This is a genomic window from Microcoleus sp. PH2017_35_SFW_U_B (genome assembly GCF_020737865.1).
GTDB lineage: Bacteria > Cyanobacteriota > Cyanobacteriia > Cyanobacteriales > Microcoleaceae > Microcoleus.
Genome location: NZ_JAEQDE010000041.1, coordinates 53123 through 76821 on the forward strand (window position 1 = coordinate 53123; position 23699 = coordinate 76821).

The following is a 23699-nucleotide window of genomic DNA, read 5'->3' on the forward strand; positions in this document are numbered from 1 at the left end:
CACCCCACAAACTTGTGTAAGTTATTTAATTCTCATTCTTAAGTGGGAATTGGGAATTCCCAATTCCCTTGATTCGCGACACGGAAGTCACGGAGGCAGGGATAGCTTTTTTTCTCTTCCGACTTCATCGGACTTCTTCTTTCTGGCTTATTCTGGCTTATTCTGGCTTATTCTTCCCTCTTTCTTGTTCCTTCTTCCCTCTTCCCTCTTCCTTCTTCCCTCTTCCTTCTTCCCTCTTCCTTCTTCCCTCTTCCTTCTTCCTTCTTCCTTCTTCCTTCTTCCTTCTTCCTTCTTCCTTCTTCGCTGAGGCTATGTGACCGGCTATATTGTATTTAGAAGTGCATTGATTTGTTTGCAAAATGGCGCAATCAAATAACCGTAGTGAAGCGGGGCGAAAGCCATCACCCCAGCAGCTTCTGGAGCGAGATTATCCGCCGTGAACAATAGTAAGGAAGTGTGAAATTATGTCAAAAATTTTAGTAGTGGACGATGTTCCCAGCGAACTGGAAATCATCTGTCGCATTCTTCAAGATGCCGGAATGCAGGTGATCCGGGCTGGTGACGGCGAAGAAGCGATCGCGCTGATCCGAGAAGTGCCGCCGGATCTCGTGGTGTTAGACGTAGTGATGCCACGAATGAACGGATTTGAAGTGATCAGAGAATTGCGGGGCGATCGCGCCACTGCACACTTGCCAGTAGTATTTTGTACTCATAAAAACACCGATATCGATAAAGCTTGGGGAACCGATTTAGGCGCCGATGCTTACGTCAGCAAACCATTTGAGCCTCAGCAACTCGTCAACATCGTGCAGCGACTGCTTTGGGCTTAAACAAAATAGACCTCTTGCAAAATAATTTTGTGCTATTATAGAAAGTTTAGACAATTTTATAATCTAGCAGGCTGAACAAGTTTAAGGAGATGCCAATCAACCCCATAATTCAAAGTTTGACCTAAACTTGAGCAAACTTTTAAGGATAACATATATTTTTTTTGCAAGAGGTCTAATATAGCCGTTCTCCTAATAGTGAGGTAATTGGCAATAGGTAATTGGTAATCGCGCTTGACCTCACTCACACTCTTTTGTGCTATATCAAGTGTTCAGTAGCATTCACCAAATATCATAGCGAGAAACCCAGTTTTTTTTTCAACAAACATGGTTTCTAAATTCCTTAAAAGTGGTAGATATATTAGAGAAATCATTCCAGTTGCCCAGCCCGCTATTTATTTAACCATTTGATCCTGTAAAACCGATCCAGATAAACTCTCGGAGCGATCGGCTTTCCTAGCAAAGCAAATTCCTCATTTGTAAGATACACTAGAAACAAAAAATCAGGAATGAAAACAACTGCTACCCAGGCGGCGGGGAATCAGACAACTGGAACAAAGCAATTTCTCCTTTTCGGTCAAGGAGGCAGTCTCTTTGGCGTAGAGTTAGAAGCAGTGCGGGAAGTTCTTTCCCTCAACGAACAACCGATTTCCCCGGTTCCTAACACCCTGCCATTTTTGTTGGGATTAACCAACTTGCGGGGCGAAATCCTAGCAGCAGCAGACTTCGGACGGTTTGCTGGGCTCGATCCGGTTGACACCCACCACCCAAGCAGCCGCATCTTAGTGGTGGAAGCGCCCGATCCGCGAGATGTGAGATTGTCGAAAATGCGGATGGGCTTGGCTGTCTCCCGTGTCGAAGGAGTTTTGTCTCTAAATCCCGATCGCACTGTCTCAGCAGTAGATGTCAGTCCCGACTTGGCTCCCTTCTTAAAAGGTTTGTACAATTCCGAAGGACGCTTGCTAATGATAGTGGATGTCGAGGCGATCGCCCATTCCGAACGCTGGTAATTAAACAGTTGACAGTTGACAGTTGACAGTTGACAGTTGGCAGTTGACAGTTGACAGTTGGCAGTTGGCAGTTGACAGTTGACAGTTGACAGTTGACAGTGAGGTTTTTAGGCAGTTGACAATTGACAAAGGAAGAATATGGAGTCAATCTAAAATCTAAAATCTAAAATCGATCGCCTTTAATTTACCAATTCTTAATTTTATCATGAATTTTATCTATAGTTCGATCGCCACGACATTCACCCTGACATTACCTGACTTTTCTATTTCGCTGGTAGCTGGGATTGCCAATTGTATTATTTGTTTCTGTTACTTTGCGATCGCCTCGCTAATCAGCTTAGGTTTGTGGCGAAACCGTCAATTCGGGTTCGACATCTTCGCCACAGTCACAGCAGCCATATTTTGGAGCTGCGCTTTCGGCCACAGCGGCCACGCAGCCGAATACCTGGGATTGCCGCACTCCCATGTGGCACAAACTGTATCGGATTGGATAACTGTCATTCCGGCGATCGCCTTTTTGAGTCTGTCCAACCGCTACCAATTCTTAGTAGGTTCCACCCAAATTCTTACCTCCAAAAAAGCAACAGAACAAGCCCTCAGCGAAACAACCCAGCGATTTCAGGCAATCTTCGACCAAGCTTTTCAACTAATCGCATTATTGAACCCAGACGGCACTCTGATCGAAGCAAATCAGACAGCATTAGAATTGGGCGATTTGGAACCATCAGAAGTGCTGGGGCTAAAATTTTGGCACACACCTTGGTGGGCATCATCCCCAACCAACCAGCAGCGCCTCAAAACCAACATTAAACAAGTCTCGGCAGGCAAGTTTGTACGGGAAGAATACGAAATCACCGGAGCCAACAACCAGGTGACAGTAATTGACATATCATTTAAGCCCCTGTTAAATGAAACAGGAGAAGTATTTCAAATTCTCGCGGAAGGCCGCGACATAACAGCGCGCAAACAGACAGAAGCCAAATTGCAGCAGCTAACCGCAGAACTAGAGCAGCGAGTCAATGACAGAACCGAGCAGATTCAGCAAACCAACGCACTATTGCAACAGGAAGTTCGCGATCGCACCGCTGTTCAAGAGCAATTAAAAGCCTCTGAACAATTTTTAAACAACATCATCAACACCATCCCTGACCCGATTTATGTCAAAGACGAACAGCACCGCTGGCTAGCATTAAATGATGCCTTTTGTCAATACATCGGTCGCAGCAGATCGGAACTAATTGGCAAAGCTTACCGCGACTTCTTGCCCAAAGAACAAGCAGACATATATGAAGAAAAAAACCAATTAGTTTTCTGGGCAAACACCAGCAGCGAAACCCAAGAAACCATTACTGAACCGGACGGAAATACCCGTTTTCTGTCGGTCAAAAAATCTACCTTTGTAGATGCCGGCGGCAGCAAAGTCCTCGTTTGCGCCATTAGAGAAATCACCAACCGGGTGCGTATGGAAGAACAACTGCGGGAGACACTCGCCGAGGCTGAAAGCTCCCAAAACTTGCTGCGAACAGTTATTGACGCTACCCCAGACTTGATCTTCGTCAAAGATCGAAACTTCCGCTACAGCCTAGTCAACGCAGGTTTCGCCGCCGCCTTCGGCAAAACCCAAGCAGAAATGCTAGGCAAAGATGACCTAGAACTCAACGTACCCACAGAGCAAATATTCGGCAACTTCCATACCCAAACAGATCCTCAAAGACAAGTTAAAGGCTGGCGCGCTGATGACACAGCCGTACTCAACGGTCAGGAAGTCCATAACCCCAACGACATTGCCTCCTTAGCAGACGGCAAAGTACACATCTTCGACACCCAAAAATCGCCCCTCAAAGACGCAGAAGGCAAGATTCTAGGCGTTCTCGGCTTCTCGCGCGACATCACACAACGGCGCGAATCCGAACAAGAACTATTGCGGCTCAAAGCAATCTTAGAAACCACCACCGACTGGGTAGGCATGGCAGACTCCCAACAGCGCAGCATCTATCTCAACCGCGCAGCCAGAGAAATGTTGAGAGTTGGCAAGGACTCAGATTTAGCCGGAATTAGTATTTCTGACGTAACATCGCCCAAAAGTATGGACACTCTGATGGAAGTTGGTATCCCCGCAGCTTGCCGGGACGGGGTGTGGAGCGGCGAGACAATTTGGCAGACTTTAGACGGCGAAGAAATACCCGTTTCCCAAGTAATTATTGCCCACAAATCCCAGAGCGGAGAAGTTGAATTTATGTCAACGATCGCCCGCAACATTACAGAACGCAAGCGCACCGAACAAGCCTTGCAGCAGAACTTGCAAATGCTCGACCTTGCCAGCGATGCTTTGATTGTTCGAGACATTGACGGCACGATTAATTATTGGAACCAAGGCGCCCAGAGAATGTACGGCTTCACGAAACAAGAAGCTTTGGGTCAACTGACCCACACTCTTTTTCACACCATGTTTCCCCAGCCTTTAGAAATAATATCGGCACAGTTAGCAGAGCGGGATTATTGGGAAGGAGAACTGATTCACACCACCAAGTACCACACCAAAATTACCGTATTCAGCCGCTGGAATTTGCAGCGAGACGAACAGGGAAAACCCAAAGCAATTTTAGAAACCAACAACGACATTACAGGGCGCAAGCAATCCGAAATCGAAAATCAAAGATTGAGATCGATCGTCGAAAGTAGCTCGGATTTTATCGGGATGGCAACAATGGAGGGAGAGCCATTTTACCTGAACCCCGCTGGCACGAAGCTAGTGGGACTCAACTCTCCAGAAGAACTCAAAACTAAGAATACGGGGGAATTCTTTTTTCCCGAAGACCTCCAGCAATTCACAGCAGAAATTATGCCGTGCGTCATGGAGACTGGCTCTTGGCGGGGCGAGTTTCGGTTGAAGCACTTTCGCACCGGCGATCGCATTCCCGTTGACTACAGCGTATTTACAGTCAAACACCCAGAAACAGGAGAGCCGATGGGGTTGGCAACAGTTACCCGCGACATCAGCGATCGCAAACGGGCAGAAGAAATGCTGCGCGATCGCGAAAGACTGTTCCGAGCCATTTTCGACCAATCGTTACAATTCATGGGGCTGCTAGAGCCAGACGGTACTGTTTTGGAAATCAACCAAACAGCCCTCCTTGCCGCTGAGGTGGGGATTGAAGAGGTAGTAGGCAAGCCGTTTTGGGAAACCCCGTGGTGGCAGATTTCCCCAGAAGTCAAGCAACAGGTACGAGAAGCTGTCGCCAAAGCCGCCGCCGGCGAGGTAGTTCGCTACGAAGCGGAAGTCCTACTTACCGGGGGTTTCCTCGCAACCCTTGACTTCTCCCTCAAACCCATCAAAGACGAGAGCGACAAAGTCGTGCTATTAATTCCAGAAGGCCGCGATCTGAGCGATCGCAAAGCCCTAGAACGAGAGCTTTCTTTGCGTCAAGCTCGCTTTGATGCCTTTTTCGCCGCAGCACCAGCGGGAATGTTCATCACCGACGACCAACTGCGGTTCATGCAGTTCAACGAAAAATTAGCCGAACTCGGGGGCCAGCCGGCTTCAGCATACATCGGCAAAACCCTATGGGAAGCCGAACCGGAAATGGCACCGGTTCTCGGCCCGCTGTACCAGCAGGTTTTGAGTACCAACGAACCGATTTTAAATCTCGAAGTCTCCCACGCTACCACTGCCCACCCAGATGTGGTGCGGGATTGGCTGTCTTCTTACTTTCCTTTGCCGGGAGAGGACGGCAAACCCCTTGGTATCGGTGCTTTCGTTCTGGAAGTTACCGATCGCAAAGCCCTAGAACGAGAATTAGTTTTGCGTCAATCCCGCTTTGACGCATTTTTCGCCGCCGCCCCAGCCTCGATGTTTATTTTTGACGAGCAGTTGCGGTTCGTGCAAGTCAACGAAAGTTTGGCCGAAACGACCGGCGTCTCAGTTGCCGAACACCTAGGCAAAACCGTCAGAGAAGTGATACCGGAAATGGTCGATACTCTACAGCCGATTTTGCAGGGGGTTTTGGCAAACAACCAGCCGCTTTTAAATATTGAGGTTGCAGGTACAACCGTCAATCAACCGGGCGTAATCCGAGATTGGCTGGCTTCTTACTTTCCTTTGGCCGGAGAGGACGGGAAACCGATCGGTGTTGGCGGTGTGGCGATCGAAATTACCGATCGCAAAAAAGCCGAAGCAGAGCGCGATCGATTTTTCACCCTGTCCCTAGACTTGCTTTGCATTGCCGATTTTGAAGGCAAATTCAAGCGTCTCAATCCCGCTTGGGCAAAAACCCTCGGCTACACAGTAGAAGAACTCCAAAACCAATCTTTTATCGATTTTGTCCATGCCGAAGACGTGGAAAAAACCTTGGCAGAAACGGCAAAAGTAGCCGGCGGTGCCGAAACAATATCTTTTGAAAATCGCTACCGCTGCAAAGACGGTTCCTACAAATGGCTGTCCTGGAAATCGCGACCGCTAATAGAAGAAAAGATCATGTATGCAGTCGCGCGCGACATTACCGAAAGCAAACAAACAATTAGTCAACTGCAAGAAACAACAGCCCAATTAGCCCGTTCTGAAGAGGAATTTAGAGGGCAAAGCAATCTCTTGCAACTGCTAATTAACAGCATTAGCGACGGCGTGGTTGCTGCCGATGCCAATGGCAATTTTGTGTTGTTCAACCCCGCCGCTACAAATATGTTTGGCTCGGGTTCCACAGATGCTCTCCCCAACGAGTGGGCGGCAAAATACGGTGTATTTTTGCCCGATACCGTCACTCCCTATCCCACAGCCGACATCCCTTTAGTACGCACGCTTCGAGGAGAATCCGTTGACGATGTAGATATTTTCACCCGCCACGCAGCCCAGCCTGAGGGCCTGTGGGTCAAAATTAACGGCCGGCCGCTCAAAGACGAAACAGGAGCAATTAAAGGTGGTGTAGTCGTTTGCCGCAACGTCACCCAGGAAAAAGCATCGCAGCAGCAGATGCAGCAGTTGGCCGAGGCACAGGAACGCTTGCTGCAAGAACTCAAAACGCGGCAAAATGCCCTCGATGAAGCTGCGATCGTCAGCGAAACTGACCTCAAAGGCATAATTACTTACGTTAACGAAAGATTCACCCAAATATCCGGTTTCAGCATGGGAGAACTGCTGCACCGCGACCACCGCATTGTCAATTCTGGCTACCATCCCAAAGCATTTTTTTCCGAAATGTGGCTGACAATTTCTCGCGGTTTGGTGTGGAAAGGGGAAATCAAAAATCGGCGCAAAGATGGCTCGTTTTATTGGGTAGATTCCACGATCGCCCCCATCTTCGATACTAGCGGTACCATAGTCAAATATATCGCCATCCGCTTTGACATTACCGAGCGCAAAGAGGCAGAGGAAGGACTGGAAAAATTTGCAGCCGAACGCAAAGCTGAAGCCGATTCGATGACGCAGCAAGTCCTCAAACTGTTGGGAGAAATTAAAGGCGCAGCTCAAGGGGATTTGACAGTCAGGGCGGAAGTAACGAATGACGTTTTAGGTGCTGTCGCCGACTCTTTTAACTTTTTAATTGGTTCTCTGCGGAAGGTGGTAACGGGAATTCAAACTTTAGCCGAACAGGTAACATCTGCCACTGGCGAGTCAATTAACAATACCAGCGAACTCACTCAACAGGCGGAAGTTCAAGCAGAAAAAATATCTGCAATCATGCGGGAAATCGAGCGAATCGTGAATTCGATCCGCGACGTGCGAGATGTTTCGGTGCGCGCCGAAACCGTTGCTCAGCAGTCTTCTCACACCGCAGAAGTCGGCGGTATGGCGGTCGATCGCGCTGTCGAAGGCATTAACGAGCTCCGGTTGACGATCGCCTCTACCTCAAAAATGATGAAGCGTTTGGGCGAATCTTCGCAACAAATCGGCAAAATTGTCACTTCGATTTCTCAGCTTGCTTCCCAAACCAATTTGTTAGCTCTCAATGCTACGATTGAAGCAGCCAGAGCCGGCGAACAAGGTTTAGGTTTTGCGGTTGTCGCCGAAGAGGTGCGGAAGTTGGCAGAGCGATCGGCCGGCGCGACTGAGGAAATCTCGGAAATTGTGGGTACAATTCAAGAAGAAATCAGCCGCGTGATGAAGGCAATGGAATCGGGAACACTGGAGGTAGTGGAAGGTACTAAGCTAGCAAGCGAAGCTAAAACTCACCTGAATGCCATCATCGAAGTTAGTCGAGAAATGAATGCTTTGGTGCAGAATATTACTCGCGCTTCGGCTAAACAAACTGTTTCGGCTGAGGAGATTTCTAACAGTATGCAGCAAGTCAATGAGATTGCAAATACAACTGCCCAAAAAGGTTCCGATGTCAAAGCATCGCTTGATGATTTATCCGGTTCTGTCAGCAAATTGCAAAAGTCGGTGGCTAATTTCCGCAGTTAGTTATTAGTCAAAGGTTTGTAGTGAGGACTTTAGTCCTTCTATGGATGCGGACTAAAGTCCTCACTACAAACCAATCTTATTAGGGTCATCCTTTTCGGAGATGATATTAAGAGGCTCCCGTTAAGAAGTCACAGTGTGCGATGATGAATGCTAGCATAGATCGGTATTTGGAATATTTTAAGGTGCAGCTATCGTGTTTGAAATCGAGTTTACAGACCAAGCAATTGAGGATTTGCAGTGGTTTAAAAAACACGAACAGAATGTAATTGTTGACGGTATTGAAGCTAACCTTTGTTATGAACCCACTACGGAGACGCGCAACCGGAAACCCCTGCGTCCAAACAATACAGCAGAATGGGAATTGAGAGTGGGGCTATATCGCGTTTTGTACAACGTTGAGCAGCAAGTTAAAATTGTCAGTATAGAGCGCATCGCTGGCAAGCCTGGGAATAAATACATATTTCAAGGGGAAGAGGAAGAACTATGATGAACTGGGATTATCGAGTATTTTTTGAGGATGGCGGGTACACAATTCGCACGGTGTATTATGACGATACGGGTGCGATCGCAGCCTGCTCGGAAAAAGAAACTGCACCTTATGGAGAATCATTGGCAGAACTTCAAGCAGAATTAAACCAACTCCTGGCTGCTCTAAAAAAGCCAGTTATTTCTGCTGACGATGTGCCGGCTCCAAGCGATCGTCCGAAGGCAAAAAGAGGAAAATCATTGCAAGCAGTGCGGCAACAACTTGGCTTGCAATCGGAAATAACGAAAGAAATTTTGTTGAGTTCAAAGGATTAATAAAAAACCGAGGTTATCGGTAATAGTTCAAAAGTACTGGGCACCGATATTCATATTTATAGCAACCGCCACATCCGGCGCTCACATAAATAACCTGATGAATAGAGCTTAGAACCCTATAGCATAAACGGTTTGATTCCCGTACCTTGTAACTGTCAACTGTCAACCATTCGACTACGCTCACGGCAAGCTCTCAACTGTCAACTGTCAACTGTCAACTGTCAACTGCTATATATGGATGATGATGATTTAAACGAATTAATAGATGCTTTTACCGCAGAAACGCAAGAGTTTCTCCAGTCAATGGAAACTCACCTGCTGGCGATGGAAGGCGCAGATTTGAAAGGGCGACAAGCGGGTGTTAAAGAAATGTTTCGGGCCGCTCACTCGATTAAAGGTGCGGGTTCGATGTTGGGCTTTCAAGACGTGTCGGCGGCGGCTCACACGCTGGAGGACTGTTTTGTCATTTTGCGCGATCGCACGGACTTGTCGGCCCTGGAACCGGTCACTATAACTGTTTTGCTGCAAGGGGTGGATGCTCTCAAAAAGATAGCGGCCGAAGCAATTCACCACTCGGATGTCAGCACTCCCGATCAAAGGTCAAACCTGGAGGCGATCGCCCAAATTCATGCCCAGTTCGAGGCAAAGTACGGCAAGCCGGGGCCGCCGCCAGTCCCCGCAGCCAGTCGATCGGCAGCCCCGGAAACCCTGAAACTGATTTTTGAACACGAATTGCCGCCAATCTTCAATCGCCTAGAAACTGAGCTTTCCCAAGCTTCGGAGGCAGATTTGCCAAAAAGCGTCACCGCCCTCAACCAGGTTTATTACCAACTCTCCGGCTTGGCTGGAATGCTGCAATTGCCGGATTTTGGGAAAGTCGCTGAACCCCTCAGAGATTTGATCGACTCTCCAGATTTGACTTTACAGCGGTTGCAGTCCGAGGGTTGGGCGATCGCCCAGTCGTTGCAAACCGCACGCCAGCAGCTATTGGAAGGAAGGGCGATCCTCTTCGAGGGCTGCGCTAACGAACTCCCCCAAATCTCCCCCCCACCCCCAAACGAATCACAAACATCCGAAACCTCCCCCCCTCTCCCCCTCTCCCCCTCTCCCCTCTCTCCCTCTCCCCCCCTCCCCAACCCACAAAGGCCGACAATCCGCGTAGACTTAGAACGCTTGACCGAATTAGTGAATCTGGTCGGAGAATTAGTGATCAACCGTACAAATTTAGAACTTCAAGAATCCGAATTGCGCGGCGAAGTCAAGCGAATTCGCCGCAGTATCGTAGATTTAAATCAATTCGGCGGCCAGTTGCGCGAAGAATACGACAGACTGAGTTTTGCAGACTGGAGAGGAGGAAACGGCAATTCGGGATTAGGAAAACTTGCAGGATATGAAACAGAATTTCCACTGATTGTTAACGACAAATCCTCGATCGACCATTCTCACTTCGATATCTTAGAGATGGATCGTTATACAGAGTTCCACTCAACCGCCGCAGAAGTCATCGAAACCGCCGAAGCAATTTCTCAATCCGCCACCAAATTAGACACCTTAGCAATGAAATTCGAGCGCAGTACCGACCAACTGCGCCGCATCACCGAACAACTTCGCAGCCGCGTCATGCAGTTGCGAGTCGTGAGTTTCAGTCGCGCCGTAGACCACTTACCGAGGGCGCTTCGGGATATGTGCCTCACCTACGATAAAGATGTCAACCTGCTGTTAGTAGGAAGGGATACCAAAATTGACGAAAGTTTGCTCGACGCTTTGCGCGATCCCTTGGTACATTTAGTAAGAAACGCTTTTGACCACGGCATCGAAATGCCCGAAGTTCGGCAAGCAATTGGCAAACCCGCCAGCGGTCAAATTGAAATCGAAGCCCGCCACCAAGGCGGCCAAACTATTATTACTGTCGCCGATGACGGTAAAGGTATTGACCCGGAAATCATTCGCCGCAAAATAGTTAAAAAGGGTTTAGCGACGGAAGAACAAGCCCAAGAATTTTCGATTGCCGAACTCTATGATTTTCTATTTTGGCCCGGTTTCAGCACTGCCGAGGAAGTGAGCGATCTTTCCGGGCGAGGAGTCGGACTCGACGTGGTGCGAACAAATTTGCGGACTGTGCGGGGGACTGTGAAGGTGGACTCTCGCCTGGGAAAAGGTACGAGTTTTATCATCAAACTGCCATTGTTGCTGTCGATTACTGAGGCTTTGATGGTAAAGACCGATCGCAATAAAATAGCAGTACCGCTAGATGCAGTCGAGGAAATTCTGCATATTAAAGCTTCGGAAGTTCACACCGCCGGCAATCAGCCGATGTTGTGGTGGCGGGATGAATTTATTCGTTTGGTGCGACTGCAAGATTTGCTCGAATACAGCGTCGTCGGGCCCGATGGCCCCTCTCCAGACCCTTTGACTCAAGATCACATTCCCGTCTTGGTTTTGGCTTCTACCGAAGGAATGCTGGCGGTGGCCGTGGAACGCCTGATCGGCCAGCAGGAAATTGTGGTTAAACCTTTGCCGCCTCCTCTATCCAAGCCTCGCGGGGTTTTGGGGAGTACGATTTTGGGGGACGGTAAAGTTGTAACTATTTTGGATGTGGATGATTTGGTGGGTCAACCTTTATCCAATAGTTCGATCGCCCCTGTGTCTGGTAAAGTGCCACAAGTGGCGCCGACTTCGAGTCAGTCGCCCCAGATTTTGGTAGTGGACGATTCCTATACAATTCGGCAGTTGTTGTCTCTGATGCTGACTCGTGCCCGCTACCGCGTAGTTCAGGCTAAAGACGGCTTGGATGCCCTGGAAAAGCTGCAAAATGGTCTTGATTGCAGTTTGGCGATTGTCGATATTGAAATGCCCCGGATGGATGGATTTGAATTATTGCGCTCTATGCGATCGACCCAGCGGTTTGCTAAGATTCCCGTAGCCATGCTGACATCCCGCAGCGGCGAAAAACACCGACAAATGGCAATGGAATTAGGCGCCAATCAATATTTTACGAAACCTTACAGTGAATCTCAACTTTTAGAAGCAATACCAAAATTAATCAAACATTAAATAAAGGTACGTTGTTGCGCTTTAGCGCTCTTTCATATATATACAAAGAGCGCTGAAGCGCAACTACATACCTAGAAAAAAATACTATTTCCCAGCAGTGCCTGGTAACGAATAGATTCCCAATCAAAAATCAAAAATCGCATGACTCACACGAATTACAATCGCCGCTTTCGCAGCAAGAAACAAGGCGCTGTCAGAACTCCTCCTCGAAAACTTGTGTCCTTTGAACTGGGAAACGTTAATTATGCGGTTCCTATAGAAAAAGTGCAGCGTGTTGTCAAAGACTTTAATCCCTACGGTTTTTTAGATAGCGGTCAAAGTTTAGTTCGGCACCAAGAAGAACTAATTACCCTGATTAATTTATCTAAAATATTTCCTAGCAGTCGGAGTATTGCTGACTGCAACTACCTGATTGTTTGCAGCTTAAATAAAAGCGATCGCTTGGGAATTCCCATTCCTGAGATGCCGAAGATTTTGGAAATTGCCGAAGAAAGTTTCTGCGAAATTCCAGAGTTGTACCGCCAACAGCAACTACCTGCGGTAATAGAAAAGTTGATTCGCGCCCCTGACGGTTCCGAAGTTTTTTATCTGAATTTGGCTCTATTTAGCCCAACCTAATATCTAGCAATTTTCAGTCATCATCCAAACGAGGAAGCCCAATATTTGCTCAACCGGAAGCAGAGAATAATCAGTAAGATCGATAGATACGCATTGCTCTTCTAGTTTAAGAAACCGCCAAACTGTACCGCTAGTTACGGTTCCGTAAATAGTCGATATCGGCTGTTGCTTTTGTTGGTTAAAACGTTGAGCGGCAACCATTTCTGCAAGGCATTGCCCCAAACCTGGTTTAAGGTCTTCTTTCTTGGCTTCCACTAAGACAACCGCAGGGGCTTTAATAAATAGTTGTTCCGGGGAACGACTTAGGAGAAAGTCCACATAGCCTGTGAGTTCAGCCTCCGGTTCTACATTGAATTCTTCGCCGGAAAAAACGCTAATCTGCCCTTGAAGCTGCCGTTTGACTTCCAGCAACACAGGATTGATAATCCCCTCAGATCGAGCTTTTTCACTGCTGACTGCGATCGCCCATGGAATCGTTTCTTTAAGAGTATCCTGAAGCAAAAGACTAGGAGTGACTGGCGCAATTTCGGGGAAGAAACGCGCGCCTTCAACGATCGTAAGATTGAAATCCTCTACAGCTTTGCTGAGAGTAAATTTACTGTAAGGCATAGGTTAATTATTTGCGATCGCATACCGTAACACTTTTGACTGAAATCAGGAATGTTTTATTTTTGGCTTAATATACTCGATTGAGTGTACCATCTTTACAGAGAATTTGCTGTAAATGGTATTCTTGCAAGCAAGAAGTTATTTATTTATGAAAAAAATCACAATACTGTCGATCGCCCTGCTAATTTCTGCCGCCACTCTAGAATATCCGAAGGTGGGGCTGCAACTAAGGGCGATCGGGCAAACACCAACGCCCCAAACACCAACACCTCAACCACCAATCATCCAACCACAAATACCCCAACCACCGACAACTCAACCACCAACACCCCAAACACCAACACCCCAAACACCAACACCCCAACCAAAAGCAGAAGATCCCAAAAAGCTCGGTTACGTCTCCCCAGAATTTGCCGAAAGGTTCTCCCAGCAACAAATTGACCAAATCAACGCCAACGTCGAAACGCTGTTGCTAACCCAAAGCTGCGTCCGTTGCGACCTCCGAGCTATAAAATTAGTTAACATACGCTTAAAAAATGCGATCGTCACAGGAGCAGATTTATCAGACGCCAGCCTCAGCGGTAGTACCTTCGAGATCTCAGATTTTGTCAACACCAATATGGCTCGCACAGACTTAAGCGGAGCCCAGTTAATCGGAGCGAGAATCAGCAACACCAACCTCCGAAAAGCCAACTTGACAGGAACCAATTTAGACGGTGCAGACTTGCGATTTTGCGACCTCAGAGACGCAAATCTGTCAAATGCGAACCTCCGGAATGCTAATATAGATGGCGCTAGTATCGATCGAGCCAGCATGGCCGGCACAACCATGCCAGACGGCCGAAAAAATTAATCACAAAATCTTTCCTAGAGGCAGAAACCGGGTTTTTTTTACGAAGCTACTGCATCAAAACCCTTAATCGCATAAAAAACCCGGTTTCTTTGGTATTGATAAGTCCAAAAATATAAATCAAACAGCCAAAAACCTCTGAACCACCTCATCACTCAACTCGCTAGTGCTTCCAGAAGCCACAATCCCGCCTTTCTGCATAGCATAATACCAATCAGCTTGCCGCACAAAATGCAAATGTTGCTCCACCAACAAAACCGAAATTCCCCTAGTCGCAACTACCCGGCGCACAGCAGCTTCAATGTCTAAAATAATCGACGGCTGAATTCCCTCCGTCGGTTCATCCAAAACCAGCAATTTCGGCTCACCCATCAAAGCCCTAGCGATCGCCAACTGCTGCTGCTGTCCCCCGCTCAAATCGCCCCCCATGCGATCGAGCATAGTCTTCAAAACCGGAAATAACTCAAAAATCTCATCAGGAACTTCAGGATTTTTGGTCAGAGTTGGTTTCGCTTCCAACCCTAACAATAAATTTTCTTTAACAGTCAAACGCGGGATAATTTCGCGCCCTTGAGGCACATAACCAATCCCCAATTTAGCCCGCTGGTGAGTCAACTTAGAGACAATAGATTGTCCGCCAAAATTAATTGTGCCGCTGCGAGGTTGCAGCAAGCCCATTAGGGTTTTTAGCATAGTAGTTTTGCCAACACCATTGCGGCCGATCAAGCAAACCATTTGCCCCGCATTAACACTTAAATCGACACCGCGCAAAATGTGACTTTCGCCATAGTAAACATTCAAATCAGAAACTTGCAGCATATGTTTGATAATTAGTAATTAGTAATCGGTAATCCGTTACATCCGTTACACAATCCGTTGCCGAACTTCTTCACTCTTCTGGTTTTCCCAAATATACCTCAATTACCCGATCGTCATTTTGCACCTCATCCATCGTTCCCTCGCACAAAACAGCACCCTGATGCAACACCGTCACCTGCCGCGCAATTTGCCGCACAAACTCCATATCATGTTCAATTACCAACACCGAATGACTTTCGGCCAGCGAAATCAGCAACTCTCCAGTTAACACAGTTTCCTCATCAGTCAAACCCGCCACAGGCTCATCCACCAACAACAAATCAGGAGATTGCGCCACCAACATCCCAATTTCCAACCACTGCTTTTCCCCGTGAGAAAGCAAACCAGCCAAAACATCAGCCTTAGCAACCAAACCAATAGTTTCTAACAAACCCGCCACCGTGCGCTTTTCAGCAGCAGGAGCAGGCTTAAACAGAGTTGGAAATACATTTTTATTGCCGTTGCAAGATAGCTCCAAATTTTCGCGCGGCGTTAAATTCAAGTAAACTCGCGGCGTTTGAAACTTGCGGCCAATACCCAGACGCGCAATCTGATATTCGGACAATTGGCGCAAATTTTTGCCCTTAAATATCACTCGCCCTTCCGTCGGCTGCACCTTCCCCGTAATCGAATCGAGAAAAGTTGTTTTCCCCGCACCGTTAGGGCCAATGATAACTCGCAGTTCCCCCGCATCCATGCTGAAATTTAAACCGTTGATGGCTTTGAAACCATCAAAACTAACAGTCAAATTTTCTATCTCTAATACTTTTCCCTTCATAACTTTAATTCCGCAATATACAACTGATTTTTCTTGATTTTCCTTAATTGTAGTTGTAGGGTGCGTCAGTCAACCGTCTCTGAGAAAGCCGAAAAATCTGCTGGCTGACGCACCTTACATAACTGCTTGTCCTGAATTTTGGGAGCATCTAATTTTTGTAAAAAGCATTTTTTCTTTGAGTGCGAGCGTCCCCGCTCGCGTATTGTACAATACGCGAGCGGGGACGCTCGCACTACAAATACAAAACTGAGATGCTCCCTGAATTTTAAGTTGTAGGGTGCGTCAGTCAACCGTCTCTGAGAAAGGCGAAACATCTACTGACTGACGCACCTTACATAACTGCTTGTCGTGATTTTAAATTCCTAGGTGCGTCAGCCAACAGTATTTAGAACAACCCAAAAATCTGCGGGCTGAGGGCTGACGCACCCTACATCAGCACTAGCCGCGATTGCTCATAAAGTCAAACGAAATACTGTTAGAAGTGCTCGTTACTGGAGCTGGAGTTGCAGCCATAATCCGCTCAGCCAACTTCGAGAGTGGCAGACTTTGCAAATACACTTTACCCGGCCCGGTTAGCTTGACTAAAAACAAGCCTTCGCCACCAAATAAAGCATTTTTAAAGCCGCCCACAAACTGAATATCGTAATCTACCGTCGGCGCAAAAGCTACCAAACAACCAGTGTCCGCCCGCAACACTTCGCCAACTCCCAAATTTTTCTCAACGATTGTTCCTCCCGCATGAACAAAAGCTAACCCGTTACCCTGTAATTTTTGCAGAATAAAGCCTTCTCCGCCAAAGAAACCGGCACCCAGCCGCTTGGTGAAAGCTACCTCAATTTCAATCCCGTTGGCGGCACAGAGAAATGAGTCTTTTTGACACAAAAATTTACCGCCAAGTTTGCCTAAATCGAGGGGAATTACTTTACCCGGATAGGGTGCGGCAAAAGCGACGCGGGCTTTGCGATTTCCGGCGTTGACAAAGGTGGTAATGAAAAAACCCGCTCCTGTCAGCATCCGCTTGAAACCTTGAAATAGGCCACCACCTGTGGATGTTTGCATTTGGATGTCGCCTTCCATGTATGTCATGGTTCCTGCTTCGGCCCTGACGCCTTCTTTGGGGTCGAGTTCAATCTCGATGAGTTGCAAATCGTCGCCGTAGATTTTGTAGTCAATAATATCTGCCATACGTTTCCCCTCAAGTTAAAAAAACGAAGCTGCTTGCTACTGATATCTAAGTAGGTGGACATATATATTGCATCTGGGGAGCGAGTCATGTTAGCGAAGCGAGCCGCAGGAAAGCTGGTGTCAAGTCTATGGCGATTGCTTCGTTTCTCTCTTCCGGGTGACATTTATTTATGTCCGCCTACTTATATATACACGATATTTTTGCAATCAATGTTCAAGTTCTTCTTTTTCGTGCTGCACTTCGGGGTCTTGTTCCAGGCTGGGGTAAGTAGATGCGTACTTCGGTTTTCTGAACAAGCGACGGATTTGCTCAAAATCTTGATTTTGCACCCATCCGACTAGGCCGTCGGGCAGCACGGTGACTACTATTAGGAATAATGCGCCTTGGAAAAACAGCCACACTTCGGGGAATTGTTCGCTCAAGAAACTTTTGCCAAAGTTGACTAGCAGCGCTCCCAATATTGCTCCTGATAATGTGGCGCGACCTCCTACTGCTACCCAAATTACCATTTCGATGGAAAATGCTATATCCATTGCCTTTGGCGAAATAATTCCCGTTTGTACGGTGAATAAAGCGCCTGCAATCCCGGCTAAGCCGGCGGAAATTGCAAATACTAAAACTTTGTATCCTGTGGGATTGTAGCCGGAGAAACGCAGGCGCACTTCGTCGTCGCGAATTGCTAGTAGCAAGCGCCCGAAACGCCCGCTTGTCAGCCAGCGGCAGAGGGCGTAAGTTGCTGCTAGAAATAGTACGGTGAGAATGTAGAAAATATATTGAGTATCTCTGCCGTTTACTGTGGCTCCGAATAGGGTTTTAAAGTCGGTGAGTCCGTTGGTGCCGTTAATCAGTTTTTGCTGGCCGTTAAAGAAGTTGAAAAATACAATTGTGGCTGCTTGGGTGAGAATTGAAAAGTAAACGCCTCGAATGCGATTGCGGAATACTAAGTAACCTAAAAGTCCGCCCAAGATGGCGGGGATGAGGAATAGGGCGATGACTGAGAAGGGAAATGAATAGAATGGTTGCCAAAACCAGGGCAGTTCGGTGACGCCGTAGAGGTTCATGAATTCGGGTAATTGACTGCTGGCGGTTGGGGGAATTTGCAGTTTTAGGTGCATGGCGAAGGCGTAGCCACCGATCGCAAAAAATACGCCATGTCCCAGACTGAGCAAACCTGTATATCCCCAAATTAAGTCTATACCGAGAGCTACAATCGCTAGTGCTAAAAATCGTCCCAATTGGTTGAGACGAGCGTCAGCAAGTATTCCTGGGACGATCGCGATCGCAATTATGGCGATCGCCCCTACAATTGCTGCTTCTTTAAACAGAGCCTTTTTTTCTGTATTCTTCATTTTTTTGCCGCTCAAAGCTGTAGTTTTTAATTCTCAACAGTCCGTCCTTTTTGCGGAAAAATTCCGCCCGGCTTCACTTGCAGAAAAGCCATAATTAAGGCGAATACCATGACTTTTGCCATGCTGGTGGTGGCGAAAAATGTGAAAAAATCAGCTAAAGGCTTGACAGGAGCAAACATTAATGCAAGTGTTCCCGATCCGATGAGATAATTTGCAGTGCCGATCGCCATTGCAGCAACTATACTGCCCATAATCTTGCCCACACCGCCCACAACCACCACCATAAAGGTATCGACTATATAATTTTGTCCGGTATTTGACCCTACAGAACCAATCAAACTAATCGCGCACCCAGCGACACCAGCCAATCCCGAACCCAAAGCAAAAGTCAGCGCATCTACTTGTTCGGTAGGTATTCCCAAACAAGCGCTCATGCTGCGATTTTGCGTCACAGCGCGAATCCGCAATCCCCACACAGACTTTTGCAAAAATAGGTAAATTCCTGCCAAACAAATGCCTGTCAGCGCAATAATAAAAAGTCGGGCGTAGGGTAACTGAAAAGTTCCCAGCGGGATGCCGCCGCGCAGCCATGCAGGCGCAGTCACATCAACGTTTTGAGCGCCAAACCAAGGTTGAGTTACTGCCAGTTTGTAAGTTTCCCCTAAAAATGCGCTCACTGCCCAGGAAATACCGAGAGACAGAGGCAAAATTATGGCGATAAATGTGCTGCGAGTGCGATCGAAATCGGGGCGCCGTTTCAGCACCTGCAAGCCGCCAAAAAACAGCAAACAAAACACCGCAATTCCCGTTACCAGCCCCCAACTGACGCTGCGAACAAACTGCTGCAAAATCAAACTTACGCCCCACGTCGCCAGCAGAGTTTCTAGCGGCCGCCCGTAGAGATGACGAATCACTCCCCGTTCGAGAATTAATCCTACTAATGCCGCCACTAAAAAAGCGAGGGGAATGGCAAATAAAATATAAGTTTCAAAGGCAAATCCTCCGATACCTTTGAAGAAATTCTGCACTACAAAAGTTGTATAAGCCCCCAACATCATCAACTCGCCGTGAGCCATATTAATTACGCCCATCAGCCCAAAAATAATCGCTAATCCCAGGGCTGCAATTAGCAAAACAGCGCCGATGCTAATGCCATTAAATAAACCGTCCAATAAGTCGATCGCCATTTTTTTCCTCTTACTTTTTTACATACAACAAATATTTTTTGTAGAGGTAGGTTTTATTTCATGCGTCTCAACTTAGAACTAAAACCATCTGTATAATAGCGCTGGTAGCCAAGTCTCGATCCCCCTAAATCCCCCTTAATAAGGGGAGTAGGGGTTGACTTTGAAATCAAGATATTGTCCCCCCTCCCACCAGGGGGGTTAGGGGGGATCGAATATCTGTTGCCAACATTAAATAAAATTGGTCTTGGCTACTTATGGTGCCTTGAATTTGCCGCCTTTTGCGGGGTCAGACCAATCGCAAGAAAAACCTTTTGTTTCAGCGACAAACTGATTCCAAGGAATCGGCTTCACGGCTTCTGGCGTAGCAAAAGTGATGTTAAACAAACCATCTTCTCTCACTTCGCCCAACCGCACAAATTTAGAAAGGTGATGGTTAACTTCCAGGGTTACTTTGCCACCCGGGGCGTCAAAAGTTTGACCCAAAGCTGCTGCCCGCACTTTTTCCAAATCGTCTGGTGTTCCTGCTTTTTCGACGGCTTGCTTCCACAGGTAAACCATGATGTAAGCTGCTTCCATCGGGTCGTTAGTCACTCTGTCTTTGCCGTATTTTGCCTTGAAAGCTTCCACAAATTTTTTATTTGCCGGAGATTCCACAGTCATGAAGTAATTCCAGGCGGCGTAATGGCCTTTGAGATATTCTACGCCGATCGCCTTTACTTCTTCTTCTGCTATACTGACTGACATTGACGGATATTTGTCCGGGGTCAAACCTGCGCCCTGCAACTGTTTGAAAAATGCGACGTTGCTGTCGCCGTTGAGGGAATTGAAAATGACACCACCTTCGGGTAAAGCTGCCTTGATTTTAGTAATAATTGGCGTGACTTCTGTACCGCCCAAAGGTATGTAATCTTCCCCAACTAATTCGCCACCTTTGGCTGCTAGCTGTGCTTTGATAATAGTGTTTGCGGTGCGGGGGAAAACGTAGTCCGACCCGACTAAGAAGAATTTTTTGCCTTTATTTGCTAGCAGCCAGTCTACTGCTGGTTCGATTTGCTGGTTCGGCGCAGCCCCGGTATAAAAGATATTCTTGGAGCACTCTTGACCCTCGTATTGTACGGGATACCAGAGCATATGATTTTTTTCTTCAAATACTGGTAACACTGCTTTGCGGCTGGCGGATGTCCAGCAGCCAAAGACGGTGACAACTTTGTCTTGATCGATCAATTTTTTGGCTTTTTCGGCAAAAGTCGGCCAGTCTGAGTTGCCGTCTTCTACTATTGCTTGGATTTGTTTTCCGAGGACGCCGCCAGCTTTATTGATTTCTTCTATCGCTAATTGTTCAGCCTCCACAACGCTTTTTTCGCTGATTGACATTGTGCCGCTCAAGGAATGCAAAATTCCTACTTTGATCGTGTTCCCACTGCTGGCTGCTGGTGCTGCTGGTGTAGTTCCTGCTGCTGTTGGAGAAGCGGCTGGGGTTGCGGTTGGAGTGGGAGTTCTACAAGCTTTTAGAAATAAACTTGATGTGAGGGTAGCAGAACTGTATAAGAGAAATTTCCGCCGATCGAATCGCTTTGTCATTTTTTCTAGTTACTCCTGAATAGCTCTGTCAGATGATTGAGAATAATAACACATAGCGACTTGATATTAAGACTCGCTTTAGAAGAATGTTGTACCTTTAGATACAAAACTTATTGTTATTGACAAATTGAAGGTTTGGTGGGGATTGAGAGTAACTGCGACAGAAACCCGTTTGTCAACCCAAATACGTCTTTTCCGGAATCAGTCTGAAATTAGAAACCCGCTTTTTTTATAGCGATACCTGATGAATGTTGGGAGTTAGGCAGAAATTGCTCGATCGCACGCAAGCCAATCTCAAACCACCTCACCCGCCCAAAATTTGTAGAAATATCCCTGATTTTATGGAGAATAGCGGACTCGAACCGCTGGCCTCTGCGGTGCGATCGCAGCGCTCTACCAACTGAGCTAATTCCCCTGATTGACTTTTAATTTAACATTTTAGATGCCCGATTGCCAAATCTCAAAGGCTTACAGGTCGCATTTGTATTGAATTTGGCAGACAGTCAACTACGTTAGCACGTAACTGCTAAAAACGTCAAGTGTTTTATGCTGCTGGTGGAGTCGGGGCGATCGAGCAAAGTTGGGCTACTCTGTCCAACTCTAAATCAGCAAAATAGTCCACCGTCCAATTAGCTTGGCGCTGGATCATGTGAAACGGGTAAGTGTGAGTCACCCCCGCTACCTGAATCCCCGCTTTTTTCGCCGCTTCTATCCCTGCAAAGGTATCTTCTAATGCCAAACACTCGATCGCTTGCAAGTTAAATCCGGGATATTTCTGGTTGAGAAGTTCCACCGCCAACAGATAGCCGTCGGGTGCTGGTTTGCTCGCCATCAAGTCGTCGCCTGCGACAATTAATTCAAAGTTTGCAGCCAAACCCGATCGATCTAACACCAATTCTATATCCGATCGCATTGCCGCGCTAACTACCGCCATTTTTAGTCCGGAAACCCGAATTTTGTCAATAAATTCTGCCACATCCGAATAAATGGGCAATTTTTCCAAACTATTGATTGTTTCCTGATAAGCTTGGGCCTTGCGTAGCAGCAAGCGATCGAGGTATGTTTCTGTCAGATATCGTCCCCGGCGCTTCAGCAGTTCGGTAATACAAGTGCGATCGCTCCTTCCCAAGCACACTTCCCGAAACTCCCCACGTTTGAGTTGGAGATTTTCATCTAGCATCAGTCGATCGATTATTTTCTCGTGAATCGACTCGTCATTAATAATAACGCCATTAAAATCAAATAAAACTGCTTTTAGAGTCATTAGTCATTGGTTATTGGTTATTGGTTATTAGTCATTGGTTATTGGTTATTGGTTATTCGTTATTCGTTATTCGTTATTCGTTATTCGTTATTCGTTATTGGTTATTCGTTATTGGTTATTCGTTATTCGTTATTCGTTATTGGTTATTCGTTATTGGTTATTCGTTATTCGTTATTGGTTATTGGTTATTGGTTATTGGTTATTCGTTATTGGTTATTCGTTATTGAATAGCAACTCTCAACTGTTAGCTGTTAGCTGTTAGCTGTCAACTGTCAACTGTCAACTGTCAACTGTCAACTGTCAACTGTCAACTGTCAACTGTCAACTGTCAACTGTCAATTGTCAACTGTCAACTGTCAACTGTCAACTGTCAACTGTCAACTGTAAGCTGGAATTCCCGGTAAATCGCCATCCAAATCAGGAACCAAATCGATCGGATTCCACACCTTCGCCGCCCGCACCGGTTCCAAATCTTCCCCAGGAAGAGGTTTCACACCCTGCGTTACCTGATGCACCCACCAGTGATCCTGAGTTTGCACCGCCGCGAATCCAGCAGCCCCCGCCCAAGCATCAATACTACCAGTTGCATAAGACTTAATATAAGGCTCTTCAAAGATATCAGTCAGCCACTCTGTCTGCCGCAAAGTTTTTTGGTTTCCGTCCAAAATTGCCACTTGTCCCCCAACCTTCAGCAATCGGAAACTTTCTCGCAAAATTGCCCGCGATACCGCAGGTGGCGTCTCGTGAAACAGCAAGGAAGTTGCAACTAAATCAAAGCTGCCGTCAGCAAAAGCAACGCTTTCGGCATTTCCGTGCAACCACTCGATATTTAAGCCGGCTTTTTGCGATTTCATTTCGGCGACTACCAGCATATATGGCGACAAATCCAGGCCGACAACTTCGGCTTCGGGAAAGGCTTGTTTGAGCATCAGCGTGGTTGAGCCAGTGCCGCATCCCAAATCGATGATTCGGCGGGGCTTCACCCGCACACCGTCTATTAAGCCTTGTCTGACGACTGTTTCGTGGGGAGGCAAAACGTATTGCGTAATTGGATCGTAGGAAACCGCTGCACTGGGGTTGAGGTAGCCGCCTTCGATGCCGTGAAAGTTTTGGCTGCTGTAATATTCGGGATAAACTAGGTCTGGTTGTCGGTGGCGATCGCCCGCTGTTTCCCAGTCGATACCTTCGTAGAGTCGTTTCAGTGCTTGTTCGTCGATCGCCAGTCGTATCAGGGGCGACAAAAAGCGCTCAAAAATTGTATCCTTGCCAACAGCCATAAAACTCCTTGCACAACAACTCTTTTAATTTTAGCCAAACCCAGCCAATTTAG

At 47.1% G+C, this 23699-nt stretch carries 18 protein-coding genes and 1 tRNA gene; 8 read left to right on the forward strand and 11 right to left on the reverse strand.

Annotated elements, in window-relative coordinates:
- Window positions 1-157 precede the first annotated feature (157 nt).
- Window positions 158-358: a hypothetical protein gene (locus JGK36_RS11710; RefSeq protein WP_293175151.1), complete on the reverse strand. Its 201-nt coding sequence runs from the start codon at window positions 356-358 to the stop codon at window positions 158-160.
- A 106-nt stretch (window positions 359-464) separates the two neighbouring features.
- On the opposite strand from JGK36_RS11710, the gene JGK36_RS11715 reads away from it, so the two are divergent.
- The 7 genes from JGK36_RS11715 to JGK36_RS11745 all read left to right on the forward strand — a co-directional run bounded on the left by JGK36_RS11715 (window position 465) and on the right by JGK36_RS11745 (window position 12707).
- Window positions 465-830 carry a response regulator gene (locus tag JGK36_RS11715; RefSeq protein WP_293175153.1) on the forward strand — a complete coding sequence of 122 codons (366 nt, stop codon included), beginning with the start codon at window positions 465-467 and terminating at the stop codon, window positions 828-830.
- A 506-nt stretch (window positions 831-1336) separates the two neighbouring features.
- The gene (locus JGK36_RS11720; RefSeq protein WP_293142860.1) at window positions 1337-1837 is read left to right on the forward strand and encodes a chemotaxis protein CheW; all 501 of its coding nucleotides are present in this window, start codon (window positions 1337-1339) and stop codon (window positions 1835-1837) included.
- 205 nt (window positions 1838-2042) lie between these two features.
- A complete protein-coding gene (locus JGK36_RS11725; RefSeq protein WP_293191486.1) occupies window positions 2043-8234 on the forward strand; it encodes a PAS domain S-box protein in 6192 nt (2063 codons plus the stop codon).
- 193 nt (window positions 8235-8427) lie between these two features.
- On the forward strand, window positions 8428-8721 hold the full coding sequence (locus JGK36_RS11730; protein ID WP_293175159.1) for a type II toxin-antitoxin system RelE/ParE family toxin: 294 nt from the start codon (window positions 8428-8430) through the stop codon (window positions 8719-8721).
- On the forward strand, window positions 8718-9035 hold the full coding sequence (locus tag JGK36_RS11735) for a hypothetical protein (protein WP_293175161.1): 318 nt from the start codon (window positions 8718-8720) through the stop codon (window positions 9033-9035). Before JGK36_RS11730 ends, JGK36_RS11735 begins: the two co-directional genes overlap by 4 nt.
- Before the next feature lie 234 nt (window positions 9036-9269).
- The gene (locus JGK36_RS11740; protein ID WP_293175163.1) at window positions 9270-12089 is read left to right on the forward strand and encodes a hybrid sensor histidine kinase/response regulator; all 2820 of its coding nucleotides are present in this window, start codon (window positions 9270-9272) and stop codon (window positions 12087-12089) included.
- 141 nt (window positions 12090-12230) lie between these two features.
- Window positions 12231-12707 carry a chemotaxis protein CheW gene (locus JGK36_RS11745; RefSeq protein ID WP_293175165.1) on the forward strand — a complete coding sequence of 159 codons (477 nt, stop codon included), beginning with the start codon at window positions 12231-12233 and terminating at the stop codon, window positions 12705-12707.
- Between the two features lie 3 nt (window positions 12708-12710).
- On the opposite strand, the gene JGK36_RS11750 is transcribed toward JGK36_RS11745, so the two are convergent.
- Window positions 12711-13316, reverse strand: a complete 606-nt coding sequence (locus JGK36_RS11750; RefSeq protein WP_293175167.1) for a hypothetical protein — start codon at window positions 13314-13316, stop codon at window positions 12711-12713.
- A 148-nt stretch (window positions 13317-13464) separates the two neighbouring features.
- Between JGK36_RS11750 and JGK36_RS11755 the strand changes: the two genes are divergently transcribed.
- Window positions 13465-14169, forward strand: a complete 705-nt coding sequence (locus tag JGK36_RS11755; RefSeq protein ID WP_293175169.1) for a pentapeptide repeat-containing protein — start codon at window positions 13465-13467, stop codon at window positions 14167-14169.
- Window positions 14170-14286: 117 nt separating this feature from the next.
- On the opposite strand, the gene urtE is transcribed toward JGK36_RS11755, so the two are convergent.
- From urtE to JGK36_RS11800, 9 genes are all read right to left on the reverse strand, one after another.
- A complete protein-coding gene (gene urtE, locus JGK36_RS11760; protein ID WP_293195982.1) occupies window positions 14287-14985 on the reverse strand; it encodes an urea ABC transporter ATP-binding subunit UrtE in 699 nt (232 codons plus the stop codon).
- A gap of 70 nt (window positions 14986-15055) precedes the next feature.
- Entirely contained in the window at window positions 15056-15802 is a 747-nt protein-coding gene (gene urtD / locus JGK36_RS11765; RefSeq protein ID WP_293175173.1) for an urea ABC transporter ATP-binding protein UrtD, read from the reverse strand.
- A 438-nt stretch (window positions 15803-16240) separates the two neighbouring features.
- Window positions 16241-16987: a TIGR00266 family protein gene (locus tag JGK36_RS11770; protein ID WP_293175176.1), complete on the reverse strand. Its 747-nt coding sequence runs from the start codon at window positions 16985-16987 to the stop codon at window positions 16241-16243.
- Window positions 16988-17194: 207 nt separating this feature from the next.
- The gene (urtC, locus tag JGK36_RS11775; RefSeq protein WP_293195980.1) at window positions 17195-18337 is read right to left on the reverse strand and encodes an urea ABC transporter permease subunit UrtC; all 1143 of its coding nucleotides are present in this window, start codon (window positions 18335-18337) and stop codon (window positions 17195-17197) included.
- A gap of 26 nt (window positions 18338-18363) precedes the next feature.
- Window positions 18364-19524, reverse strand: a complete 1161-nt coding sequence (locus tag JGK36_RS11780; RefSeq protein ID WP_293195978.1) for an urea ABC transporter permease subunit UrtB — start codon at window positions 19522-19524, stop codon at window positions 18364-18366.
- A gap of 252 nt (window positions 19525-19776) precedes the next feature.
- A complete protein-coding gene (gene urtA, locus JGK36_RS11785; RefSeq protein ID WP_293175183.1) occupies window positions 19777-21105 on the reverse strand; it encodes an urea ABC transporter substrate-binding protein in 1329 nt (442 codons plus the stop codon).
- A 342-nt stretch (window positions 21106-21447) separates the two neighbouring features.
- Window positions 21448-21520, reverse strand: a tRNA-Ala gene (locus JGK36_RS11790).
- Window positions 21521-21649: 129 nt separating this feature from the next.
- Window positions 21650-22369 (reverse strand): HAD family phosphatase, encoded by a 720-nt coding sequence (locus JGK36_RS11795; protein ID WP_293175185.1) that lies wholly within the window; start codon window positions 22367-22369, stop codon window positions 21650-21652.
- Window positions 22370-22746: 377 nt separating this feature from the next.
- Complete coding sequence (locus JGK36_RS11800; protein WP_293191479.1) at window positions 22747-23646, reverse strand: class I SAM-dependent methyltransferase; 900 nt, start codon at window positions 23644-23646, stop codon at window positions 22747-22749.
- Window positions 23647-23699 lie beyond the last annotated feature (53 nt).

What these genes read in the sequence shown, in the direction of transcription:
- JGK36_RS11715 (WP_293175153.1), top strand. Translation starts at nt 465, where the DNA reads ATGTCAAAAATTTTAGTAGTGGACGATGTTCCCAGCGAACTGGAAATC.
- JGK36_RS11720 (WP_293142860.1), top strand. Translation starts at nt 1,337, where the DNA reads ATGAAAACAACTGCTACCCAGGCGGCGGGGAATCAGACAACTGGAACA.
- JGK36_RS11725 (WP_293191486.1), top strand. Translation starts at nt 2,043, where the DNA reads ATGAATTTTATCTATAGTTCGATCGCCACGACATTCACCCTGACATTA.
- JGK36_RS11735 (WP_293175161.1), top strand. Translation starts at nt 8,718, where the DNA reads ATGATGAACTGGGATTATCGAGTATTTTTTGAGGATGGCGGGTACACA.
- JGK36_RS11740 (WP_293175163.1), top strand. Translation starts at nt 9,270, where the DNA reads ATGGATGATGATGATTTAAACGAATTAATAGATGCTTTTACCGCAGAA.
- JGK36_RS11745 (WP_293175165.1), top strand. Translation starts at nt 12,231, where the DNA reads ATGACTCACACGAATTACAATCGCCGCTTTCGCAGCAAGAAACAAGGC.
- JGK36_RS11750 (WP_293175167.1), bottom strand. Translation starts at nt 13,316, where the DNA reads ATGCCTTACAGTAAATTTACTCTCAGCAAAGCTGTAGAGGATTTCAAT.
- JGK36_RS11755 (WP_293175169.1), top strand. Translation starts at nt 13,465, where the DNA reads ATGAAAAAAATCACAATACTGTCGATCGCCCTGCTAATTTCTGCCGCC.
- urtE (WP_293195982.1), bottom strand. Translation starts at nt 14,985, where the DNA reads ATGCTGCAAGTTTCTGATTTGAATGTTTACTATGGCGAAAGTCACATT.
- urtD (WP_293175173.1), bottom strand. Translation starts at nt 15,802, where the DNA reads ATGAAGGGAAAAGTATTAGAGATAGAAAATTTGACTGTTAGTTTTGAT.
- JGK36_RS11770 (WP_293175176.1), bottom strand. Translation starts at nt 16,987, where the DNA reads ATGGCAGATATTATTGACTACAAAATCTACGGCGACGATTTGCAACTC.
- urtC (WP_293195980.1), bottom strand. Translation starts at nt 18,337, where the DNA reads ATGAAGAATACAGAAAAAAAGGCTCTGTTTAAAGAAGCAGCAATTGTA.
- JGK36_RS11780 (WP_293195978.1), bottom strand. Translation starts at nt 19,524, where the DNA reads ATGGCGATCGACTTATTGGACGGTTTATTTAATGGCATTAGCATCGGC.
- urtA (WP_293175183.1), bottom strand. Translation starts at nt 21,105, where the DNA reads ATGACAAAGCGATTCGATCGGCGGAAATTTCTCTTATACAGTTCTGCT.
- JGK36_RS11795 (WP_293175185.1), bottom strand. Translation starts at nt 22,369, where the DNA reads ATGACTCTAAAAGCAGTTTTATTTGATTTTAATGGCGTTATTATTAAT.
- JGK36_RS11800 (WP_293191479.1), bottom strand. Translation starts at nt 23,646, where the DNA reads ATGGCTGTTGGCAAGGATACAATTTTTGAGCGCTTTTTGTCGCCCCTG.